The following is a 25,356-nucleotide window of genomic DNA, read 5'->3' on the forward strand; positions in this document are numbered from 1 at the left end:
AACTCAAATCTTTCAATTCAGAAAATTTTTATTTCTTAAATGAATCGGAGAACTTAAATCGTCAAAATATTGATATAATAATAAAAATAGGAGTTAAAAAAATGGAGAAGATAAATGAAAAAAATTATTGAAATCCCGGATGAAGTTGCGGATAAATTTGAGCAACAAAACTATAAAATGTCAATCGAGCAAAATCAGATTGTCTTAAAAAGTGACGTTGGTCAAATTGATGCACAAAATTTTTCATTACACTATATGCTTATTCCCAGTTTATTAAGTTTAATTATCTCGTTACTTACTTTCTTTTTAAGTGGCCATTCTCAGATTAATTTTACAGGCGGGCGGTATCATTCTGTCGCTGGAATCAGCATGCTGTGTGCGACAATTATTGGCTTTGCAACCTTCCTCTGGGTTTACGCCAAGCAAAATACCTCACCTCAAAAACGCATGCTTAGCCGTATAAGAGAACTTGTCACAATCAGCCTTGCCTATACCTTGATTGTTTTTGCGATTCAAGCATTAATTTGGTACATTTTGGGGATGACCTTCGTCGGAGTAACTCTCGATCGCTTCACAGCTTCTTTTGTAGCTGCACTCTTTTCAGCTATTGTTTTTTACTTTTTAATTCTCTTTGCAGCCTCTGTTAAAATTTCTCATCTGATTATCTTATTGTTTATTACCTTCATCGGTGGTATTTTTCTTTCCATGGCTATGAATGGCCAAAATGCTTGGTGGCAATACAACTTTAGCTTTTTAGGAACAGGTGAGGCTAAAAATCAATGGCAATTTAATTTTACGATGATTTTTTCTGCCTTGATGCTATTAACAATTACTGATTATTTATTTATGGATTTTCAAAAAAGTGACTTATATAATTTCAAAGTCAAGATTGTTCAAGCCTTTTACTATGTCATCGCACTATTTATTGCTGGTGTAGGTATTTTCCCCGCTCAATCATGGACAATGACCTTTCACAATGCTTCTGCGTATGGTATTGTTTTGTGCATTATTATCCTGATAGTATTAAGTAAATATCTTTTACCCCAAATTTCGAAGGAATTTCTCAGCATGTCAGCTATTGTTTTCATCGCTCTTGTTACTTCAGCAATTTTATTTCTGAAAGTGCATTATCTATCTCTGACCGTTTTCGAAATTATCGCCTTTGCAATTTCCTTTACATGGTTGGTTCTGATGATTAATGCTCTCCAAAAAATGCTTCATGAATCAAGTGTCTATCAAGTCAAAATTGTCCAACTAACGGAAGAGATTTAATAAAAAAAATAAGGAGAAAATCTCCTTATTTTTTTTATTTTACACGTGGTTCATCATCATCGCTGACTTTGTCTTTTACTTGATCAACTTTTTCCGAAGTAAATCGTCCTGTTGATTTTGCAGCATCGCCTACTTTATCTTGGAGGCTTTGTTCATCTTGCTTTTGTTGTTCTTTCGTTTTAACATCGATAACATCTACGTTAACTTCTACAACTTCAAGGTCTGTCATGCCTTTAACTTCTTTTGAAATAACTTCTTTTATATTTTTATAAATATCTGGAACATATTTCTTATATTCAGCTACGATTTTAAGATCGACCGCCACTTGTTGTTTACCGACTTCGACACCTACACCAGAAGTTACATCGTCCGTATTTACGAGTTTTCCTGTGAGATTAGACAGGAAGCCACCATCAACTGCAAGCAATCCGTCTACTTTTTCCAAGGCAAGTCCTACGATTTTTTGAATCACTTTATCTTCATAAGTTAAAGTTCCACTTACTGCATCAACTGAGTTATCCAAAGTTTTTTTGTTTTCTTGTACCATAGCTTCTCCTTTTGATTTATAAATTATTTAATTATTTTTTACTTATTTTATCAAGATATCCAGTACGTTCGAGATAGAAACCAATGTAACTACCAAGCGCGATGAGTAAAAACAGTAAGAGCATCTTCCAAAAGCCAATTGTAAAGATACATATGGCGATGACCGCTCCAGTTGCCCCACCTATAATTGGATATTGATATTCTTCTAAAAGATTCATCTAACCTCCAATCATAATACACGTGAACTGCTTTTACTCTTTGGTGTTACAGCGTTCACTTTTATTTTCAAACTTAAATGATGATTTACCCCCAGAAACTCTTTAAGTCCTTTACGAATTTCTTCTTCAATAAGTAGGGACTTTTCTGAAATTTGCACGCGAGGTATAATCTCACCTTTAATAGCAAGTTTAATCTTATTTTTACCTAACAAAGTATCGATTTTCGGGTCTTTGATATAACCATTTTCTTTGAGCGTTTCTCGCACAAAACCTTCAATCGCAGATTTTTTAAGAAGCAGTTCTCCTCTACCTTCTCCTAGGACAAAGCCTGTATATCTTTTTGGATAGAAGATAATAACGAGTAAGAGAATGAGTAAGAGAATTCCTAAAATTCCTGTTGCAAACAAGAAATATGTAGGCAAGTAGGGACCAATGTAAGGGACTTGTGACATATCTTTGATTGGCTGGTCTATATCAAATTTCCCGAGAGTGTATAGAAACAGTGGTAGGATGGTTGTAATAAGAAATAAATCAACTAAAATTAGAATAAATTTTTTTCCTTTTGACACATTTCCTCCTCCCGTTTTACTGCAACTACTGTTTAATCGCCCATTTTACTTAAGAAGAAAGAAACAACAGCTACCACGATAACGGCACCGATAATGGAAGGAATAAGAGCCATACCTGCTAAACTAGGGCCCCATGATCCTAGTAAGGCTTGACCAACAGCAGAACCCACAAGACCTGCTAAGATATTAGCAATCCAACCCATAGATTTCCCTTTACTTGTGATTGCTCCTGCAATTACCCCGATAATTGCACCAACGATTAATGACCAAATCATAAAGCACCTCTTTCTTTCTAATTATTATTTTTTCTATATAATAATTCTAACAAAGTTAAAAAACGCTTACAAATTATTCGACTTATCTTTTTTAGATGAGAGTTTTTCCTTCATTAACTTTTAATTTATAGATAATTAATCAGGTTTTTAAGAGACAATATGTTATACTGGAAGTAACAAAAAGGAATTTTAAGGAGTCTTACATATGAAAAAATTTAAATTATCATTACTTTTAGTTAGTTCATTAGCTGCTGCCTTGCTACTGACAGCTTGCAGCAATACAACTAGCGCAAAGAAAGACACATCTTCTGAACCTTCTAGCTCTGTTAAAAGCTCAAGTGAAAGTACAAGTAAAGCCAGCAGTTCAGAAACATCAACATCTGAAAGCTCAGATGCCAGTTCAACTTCAGATTCCACAACAGCTACTTCTGAAGCCCCAGCAACATCTGAACAGCCGTCTGAACCTGCAACATCAGAAAGTTCAGATCAAGGTTGGGTCGATAACTCAAATAATCCTGTAGAAAATAACGGTGCAGGTGGACATAGTCCTCAGGCTGACCCTAATGCAACATCATCTAGCTCTGAAGCAACTCCAAACGGACGTGCTTGGGTCTTGGTTTACGTAGATAAAGCAGGAAACAAGCATGAGTCAACAGTCTCAACATCCTACAAGGAACTTCAAGACAAAGCGAATGCTCTCCTCGCTTCAGGTGAAGCATCATCTTATTACTTCATTCAAAAATAGCGGTAAGCATTAAGAACAAATAAACTAAATTTATAAAAAATAGGAAATTAACAAAAAAGACTAACTTTAGTTAGTCTTTTTTTATCTCTAAATACTTTACAAAACTACCCTTCTTAACGTTTCTTAAGAAAGGCATCATAAACCACAAAGATGAACAATCCACCAAATACGCTGTAAAATGTAGTAAAGCTTCCTAGATTTTTCCAAAATGGAATTTTAGTTACTTCTACTGTTTTATCCCAAGTCGTCTCTGCATCAATGATGACACGCGTTGTTTTTGATCCATTGCTACTGTAGCCTCGTGGCAATTGTACAGTGAGCGTTTCTCCTGTTTGGCCTTCAACATTTGTGATGGAAATATTTTTTTGGTTTTTGCCATTAAAGAATAGCGTAATGTTATGGAGCGTTGGTTTGACGTGAATATCTATGGCTTGATCAAAACGCTTATTAAAAACGTAAGATTTAGGGTTATTTGATAGTGTTTCATACCCAGATGTTGCTGCATGAGAGATATCGTAAGCTTCATTATAAGGGGAAGTGATTTGCTCTGTTGCAACGATTTCATCCTTATTTACATCGATATAGCGAATGAGCGCATTACGCAGCCAAGGTTTATCTACCGGTAAGTTTTTATTATCGGGTTTAGGGTCTTTAGTAATGGTTGCTTTTGCTGTTGAAGTTTTAGCGGTTTGCTCACGTTTTAAGACCTTATCAGTATTGAAAGGAAGAATCTTGCGTTGGAAATAACCAAAATACTTATTGTAAGCATTCAGAATGTTATCAATAGGTTGAGCATTCTCTAAGTTTACTTTTGCCATGGGCACTGTATCGTCCAAATAGACTTTCTCTAGCCCATAATATTTGGCAAACCATGTGTTGGACCATTCTTTTTCTGGGTGCTCACTTGAAACCAAATAAGGCGTTCCAAAATAAGCATTAAAGTCGTTAGAAGTCATCGGAATCCCAGGTACGCGGATCGAAGTTTTTCCCTCTTCCTTTGCTTTTTGAGCTATAGATTGGGCTGTATAAAAATATTCATATGAATTTTTGATGTCTTTTAAATTATAGTCATAGCTTGGCAAACTCACAAAGCTTAAGCAAAGAATGGCAATGCACAAAGGAAGATTGGTCCAAAAGCTTTGTGTACGTAACTCTTGCCATGCTTCAACCATCATTAATAAAGCTATGATAAACAGAATATTACTTGCAAACCAAAGACGGGCGGGTGTGATCGGCGAGGCTAGGATTGCAGCACAACCTGCAAGACCTGATACCAGAAAGATAAGTCCTCCATGCCAGAGGTAACATGCTTTTTCTTGGAGTTGCTTCCGGTTAAAATAAAGAATTCCCCCAAACACAAGGATGGGCAGTATAAGAAAACCAGAATAATGCGCAGTTCCCGATATGATATCAAGAAAACGTTGTCCTAAACCGGAAGAAGCACCGTAGTTCTGAGTTTCAGCAGATCCTGATGATAAGATGACTTGCGTCCCAAAACCAAAGGCGGCAGCTAAGGTTCCTAAAATCTGCGCCACCGTGTTTCCGTTTGTCGATTTTTTAAAATTATAAACCGTAAAAATGAGAGCAAGCAATACAGTTGTCGCGCCACCGACTTCATTTGTTAAGCCTGCTAAAAGTCCCAAAACTGGGAGGTAGTATTCTTCCCAGCTACGTTTTGTACTCACATTAAAACGGTAAGGTAATAAAAAGAGGAGTATAATTACTGTGGCCCACAGGTAATTCGCAGCACCACTGACCCAAAGCACCGTACTTCCCATCCCTGGAATAAAAAACCACATCAAAAGAAAGGTTAGTGCCAGATGTAAAGGTTTTAAAAGTACCTTTTTCCCACTGATTACCACATTCAACAACAGTCCAACCAATACATAAATACCGGCATTAAGGATATTGAAAATTCCTTTAGGAAGCTGCATCGCTAAGATTTCGAAAATTATTGATGTCATGCGCGCATTCCATAGTGTCATGTGCGTATAGACTGCTGAGATATAATCACCAATATTATGATATTCACTCAGATGTTCACTTGGCCAAGCACCTGTATAGATAAAGTGATACAAAAAATCATCGCCCGTGTAGCCTGTAAAGTGGTTGAGGTTCAAAATAAAAATAAAAGTCAACCAAAGAATTACTAAAGTTGCTATTGTACGCAATATATTCCAACCACTTAGAAAATTGAATTTTGTCCGCTTATTCATATGTGACACCTTTAAATGACTTCACGAAGTCACTTCCTTTTTCTTTACATTTTAAGTCAGCAAAGTATAGGCTTAAAATTTTTTTATTTTACTATCAGACATTTTCTCATTTTAAATCTTCAATAACTTACATTATCAAATAAATGTGAAAAAATCACCGATAACATTATAGCAAAAAAATGACACAATCTTACTTTATGAAGAGATTAACATACTGTTACAGGTGATGCTCTTAATCTCTCCCAACTTTTCCCTCAAAAATTGAAAATATAAAAAGCTCAAGATGCAGAAAAGCGTTTATTCTTCTACATCTTAAACTTTTCAAATCACCAAAAAATATTGGTCTCTATGGTCTAATCCTGTACCATCCTCAAGACTTGCTCTGTCGAGCGGACGCGTCCTAAGCGTGTAAAGATACCGTTAACAATACCCGTATGTAGCGCTCCATTAAAGTCTGTCATTGCATCTTCAACAGCAATCACATTATATCCATGTTGATAAGCTTCACGCGCCGTCGTATCGCAACCAATCGTTGTGGCGATACCTGTCAAGATAATATTCTCAATGCCTCGTCTACGTAACTGCACATCCAGATCTGTCCCATAAAAAGCACCCCAATTATGCTTTTTGACATGGATTTTATTTTTAACCTCTTCATCATAAGCCAAAGGAGAAACAAATTGGCTATAATTTTCAGGAAGTGGACCAGAAGCACTTATATTTGTATCTGTAAGCGGAGTGAGCATTTCTGGCCCATAATTCTTCACATGTACAAAAACAATAAGTCCCGCTGTATTCTTGAACTTGTCCAGCAATCTATCATTTTTGGCAAGAATTTCTTCTTTACTATAGGGTTCAAGCTGTGGACGATTTACAATGCCTTCTTGTAAATCAATCAGGACCAAGGCCGTTTTCTCAAGATTCAATTGTTCTGACATAGGCTTTTCTCCTCTAAAGTATTTTTATTTTTTCGCTTTTTTCTTCGTATTTTTTCCGAACTTTCCTTTTGCTGCATCCGCGTAGAAAGGCTTCTTCTTTTTCTTTTTATTTGGTTTTTTATCGAAATCGTTTTTACGTTCTCGATCCTCATCCTTGGATTTTCCTCTGTATTTTTTGTTTCTGCTGTTTTCAGAGAAATTTTTTCCGTGTTTTGAGGCTTTTCGTTCCTCTTTATTTTCAGAACGGTTTGCTTTTGGTCGACGGCGTGGGCCTTTTTCTTTTTTAGATTTTAAATTACTTTCGACAACATCTAGATCACTCTTGATATATTCAAAGTCGATATCACCGGTAACTTTATCCGCTTTAGTGACTTGGATTTTGATGGGTTGACCAATACGGAAGACAAGTCCTGTTTTTTCTCCCACAAGTGCCATCATACGTTCATGGAAGTTCATATATTCACCTTTAATAGTAGAAATATGAACCAAACCTTCAATAGTATTTTCAAGCTCAATAAACATTCCAAAGCGAGTAACGCTGGCAATAACACCTTCGAACTGTTCGCCGACATGTTTTTCCATAAATTCAGCTTTTTTCATCTTTTCAACTTCGCGTTCAGCATCGACAGCACGGCGTTCACGGTTACTTGATTGTTGGGCAATTTCCGGTATTTTTTCTGCCCAATATTCGATGGTCTTTGGACTTGGTTGATCCATCTCACGGATTAAGCGGTGAACGATCAGGTCAGGATAACGACGAATCGGACTGGTAAAGTGCGTATAGTTTTCTGCTGCCAAGCCAAAGTGACCATAGTTGTCTTCCGAATAGCGTGCTTGTTGCATCGAACGCAAAAGCATCGTTGAGAGGACCATTTCTCCTGGTTGACCTTTCACTTTTTTCAAAAATTCTTGCAAAGCTTTTTGACTGACTTCTGTTGATGTTCCCTTGACTTGCAAGCCAAAGGTTGCAGCAAAGTCGATAAAGCGGGTCATTTTTTCCTCTTTTGGATGCTCATGAATACGATAAATCCCTGGTAAATGACGTGCTTCAAAGCTGCTTGCAACTGTTTCGTTAGCAATCAACATAAAGGACTCAATCATGCGCTCTGCTGTTCCACGACTGCGTTTGCGAATTTCGATAGGTAAGCCATTCTCATCAACGATGATCCGTGCTTCCATCGTTTCGAAATCAATCGCTCCACGACGGCTCCGCATTGCTGCCAAAGCTTCGTGAAGTTCAGACATAATCTCTACGGATTCTTTAATTGCAGCATATTTTTCCAATGCTCCCTCATCACCAGCAAGCATCAAGTTAACATCATCGTAAGTCATACGTTCAGTCGTCTTGATAATGGAAGGACCAATTTGTGACTGAAGGACTTTTCCTTCAGGTGTAATTTCCATCACACAAGACTGCGTCAACCGATTAACGCGAGGGTTGAGTGAACAGATACCGTTTGAGAGTCGTTCAGGCAGCATAGGCACGACACGATCGGCCACATATACGGATGTTCCACGCTCAAAAGCTTCACGGTCCAAGGGTAAATTTTCAGTGACATAATGAGACACATCGGCGATGTGAACCCCTAACTCATAGTTGCCATTACTTAAGCGCTTGATATGTACAGCATCATCTAAGTCTTTTGCATCTGCACCATCGATGGTGAAAGTAATCTCATTACGATAGTCCACACGTCCCATGATATCTTTTTCATCAACTTCTTCTGGCACAGCGTTCGCTTGCGCCAAAACGTCTTCTGGAAATTCAGAACGAATACCAAGTGAAGCTAAAACTTCAAGAACATCGATTCCTTTATCACTTGCTTGTCCGACAATTTCGACAGCCAAACCTTGCATACTTTTGGGATTTTTCTTATCTGGATAAGCGGTAATGTCAACACGCACTACTGCTTTATCTTCTGGTACCAAACCCTTATCTGTCAAAAAGACATGATAAGGCAACTTTTTATTTCGTGATTTTACGTAACCGATACGATTGAACTCTTGACGTTCTTTTTCGTCAAATTTGACAAAAGTTCCGACAAGCTGAGTGACCGCGCGCTTTAAGACCTCTGTAACTACCCCTTCAGCACTTGTGCCCTTTAAAGGATTGGCATTACTTTTCAGTTCGACTTTTACTTCATCTCCTTCAAGAGCAAAAGCCGTTCTTCCCTTAGGAATAAAAACGTCAGGCTCATCAGAATCCACTGTTACAAAGCCAAAACCGTTCGCATTAGCACGGAAGATTCCGACAAGTTCTGCTTTTACTTCGGCTAGTGTGACTTTTCCATTTTTTGTAAATTCCAGTAATCCTTCCCCTTCAAGAGCAGCTAAAGTTTTAACAAATAGTTTAAAATCTGAAGCCTTTGTTAGGTCCAGTTCCATTGCCAATTCTTCTACAGCATAGGCTCTCTTTGGATGTTTTTTAAGTTCATCCAATATAACTTCTTTTATTTTCATGTTTCTCCAATATTTCTTTTTCTCTATGCACTTTGGTGATTCTTTTCAATCCCAAGCACATACATTATTATTTTAAAAATTAAAATGCGGACTGTCAGCAGCCCGCTACTTTTTGGCTCGATAAACGATAAAATCTCCACTGATTTCTCCGTAATCGTTTATTCAATAGGGGCAATCATCCTAAACAGCCCAATCTTTTTCATCGTCCGCATGGAATAATGATATTATAACATATTTGATATTTTCGTGAACCACCTTTTACTACACGCGATCAAATTTTGCCCCTGCTGTCGGATGATTATGATATTCAAAAGCTTCCAGAAGATCCTCACGTGTGTTTCGATCCACAGAAATATTCTGCAAGTTTTCAACTTCTTCCCGCGAGAAAAAGCGTGCCTCCGAAGTTTCTAATCCCGGATGCAACTCTAAAGTTTTGGGCTCACAATAAAAGAAGAGCTTATAAACATAATTCAAGCTTTTAGGATAAGGATGTTTGGCCTTATCAACCAACTTAAACAACTGTAACGGTATCACTTCAAGCCCACTTTCTTCTCTTACTTCTTTTTGAGCGATTTCTGCGGGGGAATAACCGATATCTGCCCAGCCTCCAGGTAAAGACCATTGTCCTTCGGCCTTTTCTTTCACAAGTAAGAGACGGTTATCTTCAAAGACAACAGCTCTTACATCCACTTTGGGTGTGACATAACCTAAATCCTCATTAAAGAAGGCTTCCAGTTCATCTTTTGAGTAAGAGGTCAACTTTTGAGAAATTTCAAAGAGAATTTCTTTCATTTCTTCTAATCTTTCTCGGTCATACACATCTTTATTATAATACAAAGAAGTGTTTACAAGAGCTTTAAGTTTTGCTAGAGCTTGAGTTGTATCCATTTTTTATCCTCCTTCTCTCATTTTATCACACGTACGGGATGATACAAAAAGTATTTATTATTAACTAAATGAAAGAGTATATTTTATTGAAAAATTTTTATTAAATGTTTGAATCTTGGGGAGCTTGTCTATATAATGAAAAGAGTAAGAGATAAAAAAATGGGAACAAATCATATCGCAAGCTAGTCTCTTGAAGAATGAAATACGTGCGCGAATCACGCTAAAAGGGCAAGGAGAAACTTTTATGAATGAAAAGAAGATTAACAAGCATATTTTTGTTTGGGTTGGAAATTTTTTAGTTGGACACTTTGGCGTTGACCGCTTTATGCGTGGTCAAACCGGCATGGGTATCTTTAAACTTCTATGTAACTGGATGACTTTTGGTATTTGGTCACTTACCGACTGGATAATCTCCCTCGTGAAAGCTTACAGTACATATAATGACACTGAAGATATTACCTTTATCAATGGTAAATATTCAAGATAAAAAGAAGCATCCTTATCTTTAAAGATAAGGATGCTTTTGATGTGGGATTACTTAAAACGCTGTCCACGCTTTCGTCTTATCAACCGAATAACTACACCCGATAAGCCACAAAAGAGAGCACCAACGGAAGCTATCGCTCCCAGCCCTTCTAAAAATAATTTGTGAGAGTGTGCGCCATAGCTAAATAAAACAAGACCAACTGCTATTATGACAAGCCATGTACTGCTTATTCTGATTCGATCATCCATTGTGTTCCTCACATGTTTTAGTAGGATATTATTATAGCATATAATATCATTAATCAATTCAAAATAAATTGTGGGGGGAAATATTTCCAAAGAAATGTTAGGAATTTCCTAAAATTGTAATAATCTCTTCAGAGCTTTCCGTCTTTTCCTTATATTTTATATCTTAACGCTTTGCTTCTTATAGTTTCGGATCAGCCACCAGCCTAATACACTGAAGACAACTGGTCCGGCTATCATTGAGATAATATCCGAATACACACTTCCCAAAGGAATTTCAGCTGGCGCTTGGAGATAATTTATGACGGGTTCAATGATTGTAAAGAAGTCCGCCAGAATAATCATCAGCGCTGCAATCCAAGAGATGCCAATAGCAAAGGCTTGGTTTTTCATAATCGTGAAAGGTTTCTCGATCGCCTGATTTTTCTTGAATTTGATATAAGCAAAGACGATAAAGACATAGGGAAGACTAGAAGCAATATTACTCATGTTAGTAATGACTAGGAAGAATTTATCTGCTGCTCCCTTATTGATGAGTGAAATTCCCATATTCAATAAAATCATTAGAGTCACAATGATGAATTGAGCTTTCATAGCATTTTTAGGCACACCATTTTCTATTTTTCCAAGTTTTCCTGGCCACACTTTTTCCGGTGTCCCCTCCATCAGTTGTTTAAGGGGAGAATAAATCAAAGTAAAGAGTGCACCTATAAGAGTGAGAAACATCGAGAAACCTACATAACGAGCAAAAACTGTTCCCCAAGTATGTACAGCACCAGATGATAGATTGAAGGATTCTGCCAGTTTTTCACCCAGCTGCTGCATCATAAAATAAGTAATATTACCTTGGTTGACTGAACCATCCATAATCCCCGGAATCCAGTCTTTATCAAAATTAATGAAAAAACCTGTACAAAGAATCATGAAAGAATAACCAATGCCAATAATGGCTGCCGAAAGTAAGATACCTTTAGGAAAGTTCTTTTTCGGTTCCACTGTTTCATCAACCAGTCCTCCCACGGATTCTACTCCGGCGTAGGCAAAAATAGCATATACTAAGAAAGCAATAAAAGTAACAAAACTTGTAGGTTGCAATGTTGGATTTGGTGTTGAAATCAAGGATTTTATCGTTAAGGGCGTTGCAGGCTGAAAACCACTTTTAGCTAAAATAATAAAGGCACCGATGATGAGAATAAAATTAAGTGAAACAACAGCAATACCTCCAACTGAGGCCACTTTTTTTATGGTTTCAAGCCCTCTAAGCGAAATGAACGTCACGAGAAACATGATAAGAATGGCCAAAAGTGACACAATAACTGTGCTTGGTAAGATTGTTGTACCAAAAATCATGTTCGATATAGGTACAAGTATCCGGTTACCTACAGAGACAAACCAGATAACCCATGACATGTACCACATCAAAGTACCAACCATGGCAAAGGATGGCCCCACTGATTTTTGCATCCATGTATAAATACCACCTTTCTCAGCATTAAAAGCTGAACCAAATTCAGTGACCATTAAAGAAAATGGGATGAAAAAGACTAAGGCACTAATAATATACCAAATGATTGATCCGTAGCCCATTTGAAAAAAGGCGAGCGGAACATTCCCAAAGCCATACACCGATGTAAAAATCATCAGGGCTAAAGAAATTGCTGTTAATTTATTTTTTTTAAGTTGCGACATTTTCTTCCTCTTTATGTATTTCTTTGGATTTATTATACAGCTATATGTATATTTATGCAAGAATTTATTAATAAACTGCAATAAGTATGAATATCAATAAAATGATTTTCTATTGTCTCTCCTTGAATCGGCATAAAAAAATAGAGTAAAATACTCTATTTTTTTTACTAGAAGGTAAATGCTGGATTAAAAACCCCTCTATATGGCTCATGTTCAACATAAACCGCAATATCCTTACCAGCTGCATCTTTCCCCATACGTTTGTAAGTAAATTTTTGAGAATTTAGCTCCGTGATTTCTAATGCAGCACCGTATTTATTTTGACCAATAGAAACATGACTTCTAATTTTATTTTTGAAAATCACATCAAAGTAACCAAAATCACCACGTGTATTACCTGTATTGATATCGAAAAATTCATATTTGCTTGTCTGAGTATCAAATTTTGCAAGACTAATAAACATCTGGTTTTCTTTTGTTACGTCATTTCCTTGCTCATCGCGCACAACTGTACCATGCCACAAACTATTACCAAGAATTTGACTTCCGGGCTCTGACTTCACAATTTTACCTGTTTGACTGCTTAATTTTTCACGTCCATGTGTAAATTTAAGATTTTTCGATTTGTATGGGACATGCTCTACATACACCTCTATTGGTTGGCCGTTTTTATCCACACCCATTCGTTTGTAAGTAAATTTGTGGTGATTCAACTCTGTGATATCAACGACAGCTTGATAGTTTTGTGTTGCAGAGATGAGCACACGTTTTGTACCATCATTAGTTACGAAAAATGTTCCTTCATCTCCTCTGGTTTTTCCGGTTGTCTTATCAAAAAATTCATAGTAACCTGTTTTGCTGTCATACTTGGCAAGGCCGATAAAATTACTATTTTCTTTTGTTAAATCATTGCCCTGCGCATCATAAACTTTTGTGCCTTGCCAGTTTGTCTGTGACAATGTTTTTTCATATCGATTTCCTAATGAAGAATCGGGTTTATGTGAAGACCAATGTTGAGACACTTGATCGGCTTGGGCTGAATGATCTGACACATAAGTATCTGCAAAGACACCAAGTGCTAAGATAGATGAGAACAATAATATTTTTTGAACTTTCATAAGATAATCTCCTTTTTTATTGTATAATTTATTATAGCAAGCAAATATAAACTCCAAATGGCTAAATTATAAACAAATTATAAACTTTTAGCATTTGGTTGAGAAAGAGCTATATGACAATAAAACATAGATTTATCACTACTTACATCAGTGCTATCGCAGTGACATTAGTTTCTGTTTTCTTAATTTTTTCTGTTGTATCTTACAGTACTTTGGGTAAGATTCCTTCTATAAAAAATATTTACAGTATGTTAACGACAAACCAGCCTCTCTCAGAGCAAGAAAAGCAAAGTTTTCTGACTTTGCAAACATTGGTAAAAAGTTCGCCAAATCTTCTTGAGCCTCCTTTAAAGGACAAAGCCAAAGATATTATTCAGAGCATCGAAAAGCAAAATATTAATATCGTCATTCGTAAAGGCAATAATGTCCTCTATCATTCCGAAGAGCTGAAAGCTTCTTCACTCCGGGTTCATATGCCTGCGTTCGACGAAAGCAATCTTAATCCGACAGGCACGATGGACAACAATGGACGTTTTTATAATTACATCAAGTACAGCTTTAGATATGAAGATGGAACTTTTGGTAACTTTATGATTTTAAAAAGACAAACTAACTTATTTGAGTTCTTCATTCGTTGGGGCATCTGGATGATTCTGTTCATTCTCATTTTATCTGCTCTTATTTTCTGGTTTATCAGTAAGAGGCTTTCAAAAACCGTCATCAAACCCTTAGTTACTCTAGAAAAAAATGCCCGCTATCTGGTCGAACAGGATGATATACTTACGGGAAATCCATTTACTGATGATTCGAAGGGTGCAAAAGAGGTTGAACAGCTAAAAGAAAGCTTGTACCAGATGTGGACGGATCTTCAAGCTGCACGCTTGGTTCAGAAAAAGTATGAAGAAAATCGCAAAGAACTGATTGCCAACATCTCGCATGATCTTAAAACACCGATAACTTCAATCCTTGGTTATGTCGAAGGTTTGCAGGAAAACATTGCTCAGACGCCAGAAAAACGAGCACTTTATTTGGCAACCATCCATGAAAAGAGCTTGGTACTCAATGAACTTATCGATGAACTCTTCCTTTACTCGAAGCTGGATATGGACAGTGTCAACTTAAGTTTTAGCAAAATCGACTTTACCTTTTATATCCAGAAGTTTGAATCCGAAATTGCAAGACACGAAAATGTCAATGTTATCCTCCAACTCCCACAAGATGAACTTCCTGTACGGTTGGATACAGCTTACTTTGACCGAGTTATGCAAAACCTCATCCAAAACAGTTTTAAATTTGCCCAAGCAGAGCAGCAGTTAGAGATTATACTCACTTTATTTAAAACCTCAAAAGGTATCCAGTTTATATTTGAAGACAATGGCAGAGGAATTTCACCTGAGGACTTACCTTATATTTTCGATCGTTTATACCGATCTGATAAGTCGCGCACTTCTCAGATAAAAGGCAGTGGTTTAGGGCTGAGTATTGTCAAACAAATCGTAGAACAACATCAAGGGTCTGTTCATGCCGAAAGTACTTTAAATAAAGGCACACGTATTATAATAATTCTGCCTAAAGCATAAGGAGTAACAATGAAAGATAAAATTTTAATCATCGAAGACGATGTGAGTATCGCCAACTTACAAAAGGACTATTTGGAAATTAACGGAATGGATGCTGTGATTGAAACAGATGGAACAGCTGGTTTAAACACTGCTCTAAATCTAGATTTTAACTTAATTATCGTGGATATTATGCTTCCTGGGGTTGATGGATTTGAGATTTGTAAAGCAATTCGGAATAAAAAACAAACGCCCATCATGATTGTTTCCGCGAGAAAAGAGGATATTGATAAAATTCGCGGACTTGGCTTAGGGGCTAACGATTATATGATTAAACCATTCAGTCCCAATGAACTGGTGGCACGAGTCAAAGCTCATATCCAGAACTATAAACTTTTAAAACCTAAAGAAAACACCGATATGCTTAAGATAGATGACCTTATCATCCACAAGGATTCACACAAGGTTTATGTTTCAGACAAAGAAATCATCCTCACGAACAAGGAATTCCAACTGCTGCTCTTTTTAGCCGAACACCCAAATCGCGTATGGAGCAAGGAAAGCTTATTCGAACAAATCTGGGAGATGGATATTTATGATACAGATGTCGCTACCGTTGTTGTTCACATTAAAAGACTAAGAGAAAAACTCAAAAGCGTTCAGTCGCCAACACAACCTATCGAAACTATTTGGGGCGTGGGCTATCGTTTTAATTTATAATAAAAAACGTTTCTATCATAAGGACAGAAACGTTTTTTTATATTCTTTATTTTCCAAGATAACGTTGTTCAAAAGCTTCAAGGCTTTCACCTTCTCGACGTTCAACAACTTTTTCAACAGTCCATAATTCATCATGGCTACGATCACGCATGGTATCCGAAGTATCTAAAGGACGTAAACTTGCTGCTGTACGTGCTTTGATAGCTTCATCTTCTGGGAAGAGATGAGGAGGTAAGCTTAAATCTTTCCCTGCCTCTTCTTTTGATTCGTCAATCCAGAAACCGGAAGTAATTAATGCTTCTTCATAACTATCGACAGCACCATCACCTGACTCAGCCATATCAAGGGCGCCAATACCTGGTGTAAATGTTGCGATTTCGAACAGAACCCCTGGCGCTACACGCACGTATTCGCTAGAGAAGTAGAAACGATCCACCAAGCCAGAATGTGGCAAACGAAAGGCTTGAATACGTTCAATCCAGTAATTTAAAGTTTCAGGGTTTGTCGTTCCCAATGCCAAATGGTAAATTGTACCGTAGCCTTGATAAGCATAACGCTCATTTTCTTGTGCTTCTTCAATGATCAAAGCTGCACCATTGCCTCCATTGGCTACTTCAAAAAGATGCAAATTATTTTCTTGACCAGCATAACGGAAACCAAAGACTGTTTCCAAAATAATCCGCAAATTGTAAGTGTCCGTAACTTTCACAAAGACTGGCCCCATGCCAATGATTCCGTGTTCAGGCGCTACATTTGAGAGAAGCCATGAGCGATCAAGTGCAGCATCACCTGTGTTGTCTTGATCGGAAATCAATTGGTATTTTTGACCATCGAAATCTTCAAATTCGAGTGTTTTCTTGCCAAATTTGACATTGATTTCGCCATGTTTAACATGTGCATTTTCAAAACGCTCTGTCCAGTAAGTGAGAGAGGCGTCACTTGGTACACGAAACGAAGCGCGTTCAATGTTGTTTGCACCGTGCATTCCTTTAGGAATATCCTTGAAGTCAAAGAAGGTCATGTTTGGACTTTTCCCGTCTTCCCCTGTGAAGTAAAGGTGATAAGTCTCATAATCATCTTGATTGACGGTTAATTTTGCCAAACGTAAGCCTAAGATATTTGTAAAAAAGTCATAATTCTTTTGTGCGCTTGATGTGATTGCTGTAACGTGGTAAACTCCACCAAGGATGTTTTGTGTTTCAATTTCTGTGTTCATGGGATTTTCCTCTTTTTTTAGTTTCTCTATAATTTTTTTGATTGGAAAGACATGTTCATGTATGCTTATTTTTTTCTTCATACGGCTAACCATTTTTTGGCTGCTACAAGCTCCTCATTGCTTAATTGATGACCAAAACTGGCTTTAAATACCTCAAGTTCACACTCTGTTTTTTGCAAGTCAGAAGAGAGTTCTTCAAGATTAGCTCGAGTCACGATGGGATCATTGTCCGCATGTGTTAGGAAGATTTTACTTTCATCTGCGATTACGGGGGTGTCTACATCTGTAAGTTGCATGGCATGAAAAGCCAAAACTCTATCGAATTGTATGAGCCCCTTCAGTTGCATATATAGTGCAACGTTAGCACCATTGGAATAACCAATCACCGCAAGCTTACTAAGATCCAGCTCATATTCTTCTCCCAAGCGTACAACTTCTGCCGCCAGCCATTGGGATTCTTGGTTCAACGATTCCAAGTCAAAATTTTCTTTCGTAAAACCAGGACCTTTGAGTTTAAAGTAGCGGTTTATCCCTTGATCACTGACGCGTCCACGAATGGATAAGAGAGGGTGATTGGGAAATAAGTCTTCAGCCAATGGAATCAGCTGCTCTTCATCACCACCTGTGCTATGCAAAACCAGAACAGGTGCAAGACTCTCATCGCCGGGTTTAAAAATATAGTTGGTCATTTCATTTCCTCTTTCTGATACAGATTAGACTTGCCTATTTTTGATACAGCCTCAACATCGTTTTATGTTTTTTTTAATTTTCATTTTTTGTCCCTTTTCGTTTACGTTTGTAAACTATATTTGTATTATATCGTTTACTTTTGTAAACGTCAAGTATTTAAGATTATTTTTTCAAAAAATTTTTTAGTGACTAAAATCCTGCAACTCACTTTAATTGTCCTTGATTTTTTACTTTTTTTGTTCTTTATCAAGTTTTCACTTACGAAGACACGGTCATTTATGTTATGATATAGTGCACTTAAAAAGAATGGAGAAAAAAAGATGCCTAAAAATTTTAAAGAAGAACTTGTTTTTACCGGATTAATTGCTGGAATGATGGTTTTTGGAATGACCATGTATAATGTTTTTAAAGCCAGCGGTATAAGTATGGAAAGTTGGGGAAATGTAGCTACTGGTTTTCCACTCGCTCTACTTGTCGCTGTCATACTTGATCTTGCACTTGTTGGCCCGCTGGCGAAAAAAATTGTCTTTTCTCATATCGAAAAAAAGAACTTACAGCCCTCTCCTACGCAACTTGGTATTTTTATTTCCTTGTTTATGATTCTAGGAATGGTTACCTTTATGTCTATTTTCGGGATTATCATGGAAGGGACACCAACAACAGATAGTCTGCTTCTCTTGTATGGTAAAACATGGGCATTAAACATTGTCGTTGCACTTCCTCTTCAATTACTTTTGGTCGGTCCAAGTTCACGATTTATATTTGCAAAAATTTATCGTTAAATTCTTAATGAACATAAAAAACTCCCCTTTACTATTAAAGAGAGTTTTTTGTTTTGAAATAAAAAGCTCTCCGCGTTGGAGAGTCAATTGAAATTATGAAATTATGTATTTAAATTGTATCAAAAAACTTACATGATTGGTTAACATTTGTCTATTATTTTTATTTTTAATAAAAAAAAGCGCCTCTTATTTTGAAGCCCTTCATTCACATGTTAATATTTTTTCATTTCGTAGAGAGAACCACCAAGATAAAACCAAGTACAAGCCATATGCCAATAGTAATAGCTGTAAATCGTTGCATGACAGCTTCAAAGCCTCGTGCTTTACGTCTTTCAAACAGTTCTCCTGAACCACCTGAAAAGGCATCTGCTGCACCATCTTGTTTAGATGGCTGCATCAAAATTGAGATAACTAAAATTGCAGAAATAACTAACATAATAACGAGTAGTACGTCGTAAATTACTTTATCCATATATATTTTCTTCCTTAATCAGAATTGCACTAATATGATTATAACACATTTGTTACTAGAATACGAACGATAAATCAAAAAGAACGGCAGTAAAGCACGTTCTTTTTGATTTATCCTTCTACATATTTATAGGCTTCTTGAGCAGCTTGAGCTCCGTCACCTACAGCAGTAGTAATTTGGCGGAAATCTTTTTGGCGTACATCACCAACTGCAAAGATACCTGGAATGCTTGTCTTCATCGTTGCATCTGTGATTATCCAACCTTCTTCATCAGTGATACCCAAATCTCGAGCAAATTCAGATACAGCATCTAAACCTACATAGATAAAGAGACCACCGAAGTCCGCTTCTGTAACTTCACCTGTCTTAACGTTTTTGTAACGTACAGATTCAATTTTGCGTTCGTCACCTTTGATTTCTTCAAGAACAGAGTCCCAAATAAATTTTATTTTATCGTTAGCAAAGGCACGCTCTTGGATAATTTTTTGAGCACGTAATTCATCACGGCGGTGCATGATTGTTACTGTTTTACCAAAACGTGTTAAGAAAATGGCCTCTTCTACAGCAGAATCTCCACCACCAACAACCAAGATATCTTGATCACGGAAGAAAGCACCATCACAGACAGCACAGTAAGATACTCCGCGAGCTCCATATTCTTCTTCTCCAGGAACACCTAATTTTCGATGATTTGCTCCTGTTGCAATGATGATTGATTTTGTTTCAAATACTTCTTCTTCAGTATTGATAGTTTTTGTTGCACCATTATCGACGATTGATGTGACAAAGCCATAAGCATTTTCAACACCAAGATCAGCTAAAGGCTCATACATTTTCATTGAAAGTTCAGGGCCCATGATTTGACCATAGCCTGGGTAGTTTTCAATTTCTGCTGTATTATTCATCTGACCGCCAGGAACACCTCGTTCCAAAAGCAATGTTTTCATTTCACTTCTAGCGCTGTACATAGCTGCGGTCATGCCTGCAGGCCCGGCACCGATAACTACTACATCGTAAATTTTTTCTGTCATAATTCACCTCTTCAAGTATAGAACCATTATAAATTCTCTTTTGATTATTTGCCATTATTTTGATTTACAATCATCTGATTCTTAAAATAATCAGTATACCAACAACTGCAAAACTCAAAATCGGAATCGTCAAAATATCCACCAAAATAATGTCAAATAAACGATTGCGCCAGACATTTCGGGGTTTATGATGATTACGAAGCCAGTAGATAAAACCGTACAAAAGACTGAGTAAACCTACAACTAAAAAAGAAATGAGTAAACCTTTAAGATAAAACTGTAAAACTAAATTAATCATTTGAACTTCCTATATCAATGGTTTTAACATGACGAGAGAGAAATTCACTCGTCCGCGGATTTTTAGGATGATGGAACACTTCCTCTGGACTGCCTTCTTCAATAATTTTTCCTTTTTCTAGGAAAAGAACTTTTGTCGCAACATTATAGACAAAGTCCATCTCATGACTAACCAAAACCATTGTTTGTTTGTTTTTGGCTGCATTTAGAATCGTATCCTGAACCTCGCCAACAAGTTCTGGGTCAAGTGCTGATGTTGGCTCATCAAGCAAGAGTAAAGTCGGTTGCATCGCCATAGCTCGTGCTATTCCTACACGCTGCTTTTGTCCACCAGATAAGAATTTTGGATAGTAATCCATACGATCTTCAAGACCGACTTTTCTTAAATTTTCCTCAGCAAGCTTCTGTGCTTCTGCTTTGGGCATTTTCTTAACTTGAATCAAACCTTCCATCACATTTTGGAGGGCTGTACGACGTTCAAAGAGATTGAATTGCTGGAAGACCATTCCTGTTTTGCGACGAAGCTCAAGAATTTCTTGTTTACTGATATGCTCAAAGTCGACTTTAAAATTATCAATTTCTAACTGTCCACTGTCTGCTTCTTCCAGATAGTTAATTGAACGTAGAAAAGTTGACTTACCGGCACCTGAGGCACCAATAAGCGCAATGACATCACCTTCATTAATTTCCAGATTAAGATTGTCAAGAACAACATTACCTGCAAAAGATTTACTTAAATTTGAAATTTTTATCATTTGTTGGTTACCCCGTTATCAAAAGGATTGCGTCCAAGTGAGATTTTTCGCGCTGCTTTAGGCATTTTGATTTCTAGTTTACTTTCAATCTTACGAATCAAGATTTCCAAAACAATACAGATTGGCCAGTAAATTAAAGCCAGAGCTAAGTAGGTTTCAAAAAGACGGAAGGTTGAACCACCGATGATTTGAGCTTGAGCGGTCATTTCGACTACACCAGCAACAAAAGCCAGTGAAGTCGATTTGAGTAAGCCGATCAAAGCATTTCCTAATGGCGCCGTTGCAACAGAAGCTGCTTCAGGTAAGGTTACGCGCCAAAAAACTTGAAAGTTAGTCATTCCAAGAGAGCGCGCTGCTTCAATTTGACCTTTATCTACAGATTGAATGGCTGAGCGAATTGTTTCTGAATTATAAGCACCTTCGTTAAGGGCAAAAGCCACAATCACAAAGAGCATGGCAGGAACAGAGTTAACCGTATAATTCGTACCATAATTCATATTGATTGCTTTAAGAATCAACGGAATCCCTGTATAAGTCAAATAAAGTTGCACCAAAATAGGAGTCCCACGTGTAAAGGAAACAAACAAGGCACGTAACTGGTCTAAAATGGGAATTTTATTTATTCTGACAAGTGCAAGGAGCAATCCCAAAATAAGACCAAAGAACATTGCGATAAGTGTCATCTGCAATGAAATTGGAATCATTTTAATGATTGGTACAAAGGCTGCTGTAAAGTCTTTCCAACTAAAAATTTTGGTGAAAAACATCGTCCAAAATTCGTCAAAACTATATTGCCCTTGCATGATCAAAAAGGGAAGCATAGGCAAAATAATCAACAGGAGCAAAACTCCCAAGCCTAAAATTATTTTTTTATTTTTATTCATTTTTATTCTCTTCATCAAAGAAAGCTGTCTGAACCCCTCACTCGTGCCACAAGCATTTGTGTGTGAGAGACTCAGGGACAGCTTTTACACTACTCCTACTATTATACAAGAAACTAAAAATTTTTTCTTGTCTGTGAAATATTTATTTAAACTTGCTTGCTTCAGGTACAAAATCTCCATCAAAGAATTTTTCTGAAAGTTTTTTCAAGGTACCATCTTTTTCAACCTCCGCAAGTACTTTGTTGACTTTAGTTTGAAGTTCTTTGCCAGCATCATCTTTTGCAAAGAGGAAATACTCATAACCGTCATGTTCAGGATCACCTGTTGAAGTATCGATATCTTGAATTTTCAAGCTGTCAAACCCTTGATCCTTAATACTTGATTGCAGAGAGATTTTATCATAAAGCATGAAATCAATCTTCCCTGATTCAATCTGGTTAAAGCGTGTATTGATAGATGTGCTATCTGAAGAGTAGCTGATATTTATTTTCTTATCTGGGTGCGCATTGTTCCAATCATTGATAATCTTTGTATAGTTAGAAGCTGGATTACCGATTGTACTTTTACCTGCAAGATCTTCTAGGGTTTTATAATCACCATCTTTCGTTAATACTGCATTATTCGATTTAGAAATTGGTGATGAAAAATTATATTTTTCTGCACGTTCTTTTGACCAACCAAAATCATTGGCTCCCATCTGATAACGACCACTGTCCAAACCTGGAACAATCCCAGAAAAGTCAACTGCTTGATATGTTACTTTATATTCAGGTAACTTATCAAAGACAGCACGTGCAACCTCAATGTCATATCCTGTTAAATTTCCTTGATTATCAGAATAGGTAAAGGGTTTAGTTGCTCCATCTGTAGCTACAACAATCTCCGTTTGCTTGGTTTTTGATTCTTCTTTGCTTGATGAACCACCATTACTGCAAGCAGCTAAAGCTCCTGCGGCAATAAGCGAAACGAGCGCGAGTGAAAGCTTCAGTGACTTTTTCATAGTAATGTTCTCCTTAATTTTTTGATATTTAAAGTTTATCACGCCCCCTCCCGCTTTGTCATATTATTTGTTTATCAAGGGGTTAAGATTTTTTTATGGCGGAATTTTATTTATTTAATATCAGCAAACAAAAAAAGTTATCCTCTTTAGCAGATAACTTTTTTGTTTTATTTCCAGACCGGTTGCCAAGTAATACCAAATTTGTCAGTGATCCAGGCACATTTGCGAATATCTCCTACAGATTCTGGTCCCATCATCACGCTTCCTTGTTCTGATAAAGCTGCAAAGATTTGATCAAACTCAACTTCAGTCGCACAGTTCAGAAAAAGAGAATTTGACCAGTTAGGTGTTGGTGCTGCATATTCTTTTTGCATATCAAGAAAGAAAAGCTCAGTACCTTTTATTTCCAAACTCCCATTTAAAACTAGCTCTTCTTTCACTTCAGAAAAAGCTGGACTTTCATGATAAAATTCCATCCGTATAATCTTTGTATCTGGTAAAACTTGAGCATAAAAAGTCATCGCTTCCTTGGCTTTCCCATTTAATGTAATAAAAGGGGTAATTTTTGATTTTACCATCGTTCTCCTTTACTTAGAACAAACCTGTGATTTTACCTGCTTCGTTAATATCCATATTTAAAGCTGCTGGTTTTTTAGGTAAGCCAGGCATAGTCATCACATCGCCTAAGAGAGCTACGATAAAACCTGCTCCAATCTTTGGCACCAACTCACGCACGGTAACTTCAAAGCCTTCTGGTGCTGCCAGAAGTTTAGGATTATCAGAAAATGAATATTGTGTCTTCGCCATACAAACAGGCAACTTATCCCAACCATTCTCCTCAATTTCTTTTAATTGACGCGCTGCTTTTGCAGAAAAATTAACTTTCTTGCCACCATAAATTTGTGTCACAACTGTTGTAATCTTGCTCTCTACTGATGCTTCTAAATCATAAAGATAATGGAATTCTCTTGCTTCCTGCGTGAAAATACTTGTTAGTTTTTCGGCTAAATCAATTCCACCTGCGCCGCCCTTTTCAAAGACTTGTGTCAAACTCACAGCAACACCTTCTGCTTTAACAAGTCGTGTTAACTCAGCTATTTCCGCCTCAGTATCACTGGCAAATTGATTAATGGCTACAACGATTGGCGCACCATAGCTCGCCATATTTTTAATATGACGTTTCAGATTTGCAAAGCCTTGGGTAACGGCAGCAACATTTTCACCAGTTAGTTCCGTTTTAGCTACACCACCATGCATTTTCAATGCACGAAGAGTAGCAACAATTACAATAGCATCAGGGGTTTTTCCCAGTTGACGTGTTTTGATATCAAGGAATTTTTCGCCGCCTAAATCTGCTCCAAATCCAGCCTCTGTAATAGTTACGTCCGCTAATTTTAAGGCTGTTTTTGTGGCTAAAACAGAGTTACAGCCGTGCGCAATATTGGCAAAAGGACCGCCATGTACTAATACGGGTGTCCCTTCAATAGTTTGGGCCAGATTTGGCTTAAGTGCATCTTTCAATAGGACTGTAATTGCACCTTCAATCTCTAAATCACCCACAGTGACCGGCTGACGATCATAAGTATAAGCCACAACGATACGTGAAAGACGCTCTTTCAAATCTGTCAATGAAGTAGCCAAACATAGAACGGCCATAATCTCGCTGGCTACCGTAATATCAAAACCGTCCTCACGGGGCACACCATTAACTACACTGCCTAAGCCAGCAACGATATGACGAAGCTCGCGGTCATTCATATCTAAGACACGTTTCCAAACAACACGACGACTATCGATGTTTAGAGCATTTCCCTGGAAGATATGATTATCTAAAAGTGCTGCAATAGCATTATTCGCTGTTGTCATGGCATGAATATCGCCAGTGAAATGCAAGTTAATATCTTCCATCGGAAGAACTTGAGCATATCCTCCACCTGTTGCACCACCTTTTATCCCCATCACAGGGCCTAATGAGGGTTCACGTAGCGCCACCATTACCTTTTGATTCAAACGTGCAAAAGCATCTGCTAGTCCAACTGTCACCGTCGATTTTCCTTCACCAGCAGGAGTCGGGTTAATAGATGTAACCAAGACAAGTTTTCCCTCAGCATTATCCTCAAACTTTTTAAGGCTTTCGAGTGGTATTTTTGCTTTATATTTTCCGTAAAGTTCGATATCTTCAAAACTTAAACCAATTTTTTCAGCGACGTCTGTGATAGCTTCCATCTTGCATTCTTGTGCAATTTCGATATCTGTTTTCATCTTTTAAATAACTCCCTAATCT

Annotated in this window: 26 protein-coding genes; 6 read left to right on the forward strand and 20 right to left on the reverse strand. The window is 37.3% G+C overall.

Going from position 1 to position 25,356, the window contains the following annotated elements:
• Positions 1-114: 114 nt before the first annotated feature.
• Positions 115-1,272 (forward strand): DUF998 domain-containing protein, encoded by a 1,158-nt coding sequence (locus VNN39_RS09580; RefSeq protein WP_338997624.1) that lies wholly within the window; start codon positions 115-117, stop codon positions 1,270-1,272.
• 34 nt (positions 1,273-1,306) lie between these two features.
• On the opposite strand, the gene VNN39_RS09585 is transcribed toward VNN39_RS09580, so the two are convergent.
• From VNN39_RS09585 to VNN39_RS09600, 4 genes are read right to left on the reverse strand one after another with little or no spacing between them, the layout of a single operon-like run.
• Entirely contained in the window at positions 1,307-1,819 is a 513-nt protein-coding gene (locus VNN39_RS09585) for an Asp23/Gls24 family envelope stress response protein (protein ID WP_017369748.1), read from the reverse strand.
• 31 nt (positions 1,820-1,850) lie between these two features.
• Positions 1,851-2,036 carry a DUF2273 domain-containing protein gene (locus VNN39_RS09590; RefSeq protein ID WP_017369749.1) on the reverse strand — a complete coding sequence of 62 codons (186 nt, stop codon included), beginning with the start codon at positions 2,034-2,036 and terminating at the stop codon, positions 1,851-1,853.
• Positions 2,037-2,047: 11 nt separating this feature from the next.
• On the reverse strand, positions 2,048-2,605 hold the full coding sequence (gene amaP / locus VNN39_RS09595) for an alkaline shock response membrane anchor protein AmaP (protein WP_165712007.1): 558 nt from the start codon (positions 2,603-2,605) through the stop codon (positions 2,048-2,050).
• Between the two features lie 32 nt (positions 2,606-2,637).
• Positions 2,638-2,880, reverse strand: coding sequence for a GlsB/YeaQ/YmgE family stress response membrane protein (locus VNN39_RS09600; RefSeq protein ID WP_017369751.1), 243 nt, complete (start codon positions 2,878-2,880; stop codon positions 2,638-2,640).
• Positions 2,881-3,085: 205 nt separating this feature from the next.
• On the opposite strand from VNN39_RS09600, the gene VNN39_RS09605 reads away from it, so the two are divergent.
• Positions 3,086-3,625 (forward strand): hypothetical protein, encoded by a 540-nt coding sequence (locus VNN39_RS09605; RefSeq protein WP_165712008.1) that lies wholly within the window; start codon positions 3,086-3,088, stop codon positions 3,623-3,625.
• Between the two features lie 113 nt (positions 3,626-3,738).
• Here the strand turns inward: VNN39_RS09605 and VNN39_RS09610 are convergent, their stop codons facing one another.
• The 4 genes from VNN39_RS09610 to VNN39_RS09625 all read right to left on the reverse strand — a co-directional run bounded on the left by VNN39_RS09610 (position 3,739) and on the right by VNN39_RS09625 (position 10,127).
• Entirely contained in the window at positions 3,739-5,841 is a 2,103-nt protein-coding gene (locus tag VNN39_RS09610; protein WP_338997625.1) for a DUF3329 domain-containing protein, read from the reverse strand.
• Positions 5,842-6,194: 353 nt separating this feature from the next.
• Entirely contained in the window at positions 6,195-6,779 is a 585-nt protein-coding gene (locus VNN39_RS09615) for an isochorismatase family protein (protein ID WP_096368413.1), read from the reverse strand.
• A 24-nt stretch (positions 6,780-6,803) separates the two neighbouring features.
• Positions 6,804-9,239, reverse strand: a complete 2,436-nt coding sequence (rnr, locus tag VNN39_RS09620; RefSeq protein ID WP_339007095.1) for a ribonuclease R — start codon at positions 9,237-9,239, stop codon at positions 6,804-6,806.
• Between the two features lie 261 nt (positions 9,240-9,500).
• Entirely contained in the window at positions 9,501-10,127 is a 627-nt protein-coding gene (locus VNN39_RS09625; RefSeq protein ID WP_213496757.1) for an NUDIX hydrolase N-terminal domain-containing protein, read from the reverse strand.
• A 244-nt stretch (positions 10,128-10,371) separates the two neighbouring features.
• On the opposite strand from VNN39_RS09625, the gene VNN39_RS09630 reads away from it, so the two are divergent.
• Positions 10,372-10,614 (forward strand): TM2 domain-containing protein, encoded by a 243-nt coding sequence (locus VNN39_RS09630; protein WP_338997627.1) that lies wholly within the window; start codon positions 10,372-10,374, stop codon positions 10,612-10,614.
• A 404-nt stretch (positions 10,615-11,018) separates the two neighbouring features.
• On the opposite strand, the gene yjeM is transcribed toward VNN39_RS09630, so the two are convergent.
• A complete protein-coding gene (gene yjeM, locus VNN39_RS09635; protein ID WP_338997628.1) occupies positions 11,019-12,548 on the reverse strand; it encodes a glutamate/gamma-aminobutyrate family transporter YjeM in 1,530 nt (509 codons plus the stop codon).
• A gap of 167 nt (positions 12,549-12,715) precedes the next feature.
• Positions 12,716-13,666, reverse strand: coding sequence for a DUF4822 domain-containing protein (locus tag VNN39_RS09640; RefSeq protein WP_338997629.1), 951 nt, complete (start codon positions 13,664-13,666; stop codon positions 12,716-12,718).
• Positions 13,667-13,779: 113 nt separating this feature from the next.
• Between VNN39_RS09640 and VNN39_RS09645 the strand changes: the two genes are divergently transcribed.
• Together VNN39_RS09645 and VNN39_RS09650 are read left to right on the forward strand one after the other, a co-directional pair.
• A complete protein-coding gene (locus VNN39_RS09645; RefSeq protein ID WP_339007097.1) occupies positions 13,780-15,246 on the forward strand; it encodes a HAMP domain-containing sensor histidine kinase in 1,467 nt (488 codons plus the stop codon).
• Positions 15,247-15,255: 9 nt separating this feature from the next.
• Complete coding sequence (locus tag VNN39_RS09650; protein ID WP_165713699.1) at positions 15,256-15,945, forward strand: response regulator transcription factor; 690 nt, start codon at positions 15,256-15,258, stop codon at positions 15,943-15,945.
• 46 nt (positions 15,946-15,991) lie between these two features.
• Here VNN39_RS09650 and VNN39_RS09655 read toward each other — a convergent pair whose 3' ends face one another.
• Together VNN39_RS09655 and VNN39_RS09660 are read right to left on the reverse strand one after the other, a co-directional pair.
• Positions 15,992-17,161 (reverse strand): VOC family protein, encoded by a 1,170-nt coding sequence (locus tag VNN39_RS09655; RefSeq protein ID WP_339007099.1) that lies wholly within the window; start codon positions 17,159-17,161, stop codon positions 15,992-15,994.
• Between the two features lie 77 nt (positions 17,162-17,238).
• Entirely contained in the window at positions 17,239-17,850 is a 612-nt protein-coding gene (locus VNN39_RS09660; RefSeq protein WP_338997633.1) for an alpha/beta hydrolase, read from the reverse strand.
• 321 nt (positions 17,851-18,171) lie between these two features.
• On the opposite strand from VNN39_RS09660, the gene VNN39_RS09665 reads away from it, so the two are divergent.
• Positions 18,172-18,633, forward strand: a complete 462-nt coding sequence (locus tag VNN39_RS09665) for a DUF2798 domain-containing protein (protein ID WP_096368418.1) — start codon at positions 18,172-18,174, stop codon at positions 18,631-18,633.
• A 223-nt stretch (positions 18,634-18,856) separates the two neighbouring features.
• Here the strand turns inward: VNN39_RS09665 and secG are convergent, their stop codons facing one another.
• The 8 genes from secG to VNN39_RS09705 form a co-directional block, all read right to left on the reverse strand.
• Entirely contained in the window at positions 18,857-19,105 is a 249-nt protein-coding gene (gene secG / locus VNN39_RS09670; RefSeq protein WP_096368419.1) for a preprotein translocase subunit SecG, read from the reverse strand.
• 110 nt (positions 19,106-19,215) lie between these two features.
• Positions 19,216-20,136 (reverse strand): thioredoxin-disulfide reductase, encoded by a 921-nt coding sequence (trxB, locus tag VNN39_RS09675; RefSeq protein WP_096368420.1) that lies wholly within the window; start codon positions 20,134-20,136, stop codon positions 19,216-19,218.
• A gap of 70 nt (positions 20,137-20,206) precedes the next feature.
• The gene (locus VNN39_RS09680; RefSeq protein WP_004258121.1) at positions 20,207-20,434 is read right to left on the reverse strand and encodes a DUF4059 family protein; all 228 of its coding nucleotides are present in this window, start codon (positions 20,432-20,434) and stop codon (positions 20,207-20,209) included.
• The gene (locus tag VNN39_RS09685; protein WP_096368421.1) at positions 20,427-21,188 is read right to left on the reverse strand and encodes an amino acid ABC transporter ATP-binding protein; all 762 of its coding nucleotides are present in this window, start codon (positions 21,186-21,188) and stop codon (positions 20,427-20,429) included. The genes VNN39_RS09680 and VNN39_RS09685 overlap by 8 nt, the downstream gene beginning before the upstream one ends.
• Positions 21,185-22,072, reverse strand: coding sequence for an amino acid ABC transporter permease (locus VNN39_RS09690; RefSeq protein WP_004258125.1), 888 nt, complete (start codon positions 22,070-22,072; stop codon positions 21,185-21,187). Before VNN39_RS09690 ends, VNN39_RS09685 begins: the two co-directional genes overlap by 4 nt.
• 142 nt (positions 22,073-22,214) lie before the next feature.
• Positions 22,215-23,072 carry an amino acid ABC transporter substrate-binding protein gene (locus VNN39_RS09695; protein WP_338997634.1) on the reverse strand — a complete coding sequence of 286 codons (858 nt, stop codon included), beginning with the start codon at positions 23,070-23,072 and terminating at the stop codon, positions 22,215-22,217.
• Positions 23,073-23,239: 167 nt separating this feature from the next.
• Positions 23,240-23,650, reverse strand: coding sequence for a VOC family protein (locus VNN39_RS09700; RefSeq protein ID WP_165712021.1), 411 nt, complete (start codon positions 23,648-23,650; stop codon positions 23,240-23,242).
• 13 nt (positions 23,651-23,663) lie between these two features.
• Positions 23,664-25,334, reverse strand: coding sequence for a formate--tetrahydrofolate ligase (locus VNN39_RS09705; RefSeq protein WP_017369769.1), 1,671 nt, complete (start codon positions 25,332-25,334; stop codon positions 23,664-23,666).
• Positions 25,335-25,356: the final 22 nt, after the last annotated feature.

This window comes from Lactococcus formosensis (genome assembly GCF_037892375.1).
Taxonomy (GTDB): Bacteria; Bacillota; Bacilli; order Lactobacillales; family Streptococcaceae; genus Lactococcus; species Lactococcus formosensis.